Raw genomic sequence first — 1879 nt, forward strand, 5'->3', positions numbered from 1 at the left:
GCTTCGCGGGCGAGTTTCCGCGACGGTATCTGGGTTATCGGATCGCGGGATTGTGCCCGGTCTTGCGGTTGTGCTGGTGGGCGAGGATCCGGCCTCGGCGGTCTATGTGCGCAACAAGGGCATCCAGACGCGCGAAGCCGGAATGGTGAGCTTTGAGCACAAGCTTGAGGCCTCGACCGGGCAGGACGCGCTGATGGCGCTGATTGCTAAGTTGAATGCCGATCCGGCGGTGCATGGCATCCTGGTGCAGCTGCCGCTGCCGGGGCATCTGGACGCCGAGGCCGTCATCAATGCCATCGCACCGGAAAAGGACGTCGACGGCTTTACCATCAGCAATGTCGGCCTGCTCGGCACCGGGCAAAAGGCGATGGTGCCCTGCACGCCCCTGGGCTGCCTGATGATGCTCAAGGACCGGCTGGGCAACCTGTCGGGGCTGAACGCGCTGGTCATCGGCAAGTCCAATATCGTCGGCAAGCCGATGGCGCAGCTGCTGCTGGCCGAGGGCTGCACGGTGACGGTGGCGCATTCGCGCACCCGCAACACCGCCGATCTGTGCCGTCAGGCCGACATCCTCGTGGTGGCGGTGGGCCGGCCCGAGCTGGTCAAGGGTGACTGGGTCAAGCCCGGCGCCACCGTGATCGACGTCGGCATCAACCGCATCGAGCGCGACGGCAAGTCGCGGCTGGTGGGCGACGTGGACTTTGGCCCCGCCGCCGAGGTCGCGGGCGCGATCACCCCGGTGCCGGGCGGCGTCGGGCCGATGACCATCGCCTGCCTGCTGGCCAATACGCTGATCGCCTGCTGCCGGATCAATGGCCTGCCCGACCCGGATCTGAGCGGACCCGGACATCCCGCCGGCTGAGCCGCACCCCCCGGGGGCTTTGCCCCCCACGTTTTCCAGACCCCTCGACGGGGTCGGGAAAACGCTCCCCCCAGGATATTTGCACACGACAGAAGCATGGGCTCCGGCCCGCGACAGTGGAGACCCCGATGACCAAATACTGCCTGACCGTCACCTGCCCCTCGACCCGGGGAATTGTGGCCGCGATCTCGACCTATCTGGCCGAGCAGGGCTGCAACATCACCGATTCGAGCCAGTTCGACGATGCCGAGACCGGGCGCTTCTTCATGCGCGTGAGCTTCGTACCCGAGAGCGGCGCGGCGCTGGCGGCGCTGCAGGAGGGGCTGGCCGCGGCCGCGGCCGAATTCGACATGACCTATGCCTTCCACGACGAGGCCGAGAAGATGAAGGTCGTGATCATGGTCAGCCGCTTTGGCCATTGCCTGAATGATCTGCTGTATCGCTGGCGCATCGGCGCGCTGCCGATCGAGATCGTGGCGGTGGTCAGCAACCACATGGACTACCAGAAGGTGGTGGTGAACCACGACATCCCCTTCCACTGCATCAAGGTGACCAAGCAGAACAAGCCCGAGGCCGAGGCCCGCATCATGGCCGTGGTCGAGGATACCGGCGCCGAGCTGATCGTGCTGGCGCGCTACATGCAGGTGCTGTCCGATGACATGTGCCGCAAGATGTCGGGGCGGATCATCAACATCCACCACTCGTTCCTGCCCAGCTTCAAGGGGGCGAACCCCTACAAGCAGGCCTATGAGCGCGGGGTGAAGCTGATCGGCGCGACCAGCCATTACGTCACCGCCGATCTGGACGAGGGCCCGATCATCGAGCAGGACACCATCCGCGTGACCCATGCCCAGTCGCCCGAGGATTACGTCAGCCTTGGCCGCGACGTGGAAAGCCAGGTGTTGGCACGGGCGATCCACGCCCATATCCACCGCCGCGTGTTCCTGAACGGCAACAAGACCGTGGTCTTCCCGGCCTCGCCCGGCAGCTACGCCAGCGAGCGCATGGGCTGAGCCA

The 1879-nt window shown here is 65.8% G+C and carries 2 protein-coding genes; both read left to right on the forward strand.

The genetic code is table 11. From position 1 onward, the window contains the following. On the forward strand, positions 1 to 862 hold an 862-nt coding region (locus GL279_RS19035; protein WP_155066167.1), incomplete at its 5' end, for a bifunctional methylenetetrahydrofolate dehydrogenase/methenyltetrahydrofolate cyclohydrolase. Positions 863 to 990: 128 nt separating this feature from the next. Next, on the forward strand, positions 991 to 1875 hold the full coding sequence (gene purU, locus GL279_RS19040; RefSeq protein ID WP_155066168.1) for a formyltetrahydrofolate deformylase: 885 nt from the start codon (positions 991 to 993) through the stop codon (positions 1873 to 1875). Positions 1876 to 1879 lie beyond the last annotated feature (4 nt).

Source organism: Paracoccus limosus, assembly GCF_009711185.1.
GTDB lineage: Bacteria > Pseudomonadota > Alphaproteobacteria > Rhodobacterales > Rhodobacteraceae > Paracoccus > Paracoccus limosus.

What these genes read in the sequence shown, in the direction of transcription:
- purU (WP_155066168.1), top strand. Translation starts at nt 991, where the DNA reads ATGACCAAATACTGCCTGACCGTCACCTGCCCCTCGACCCGGGGAATT.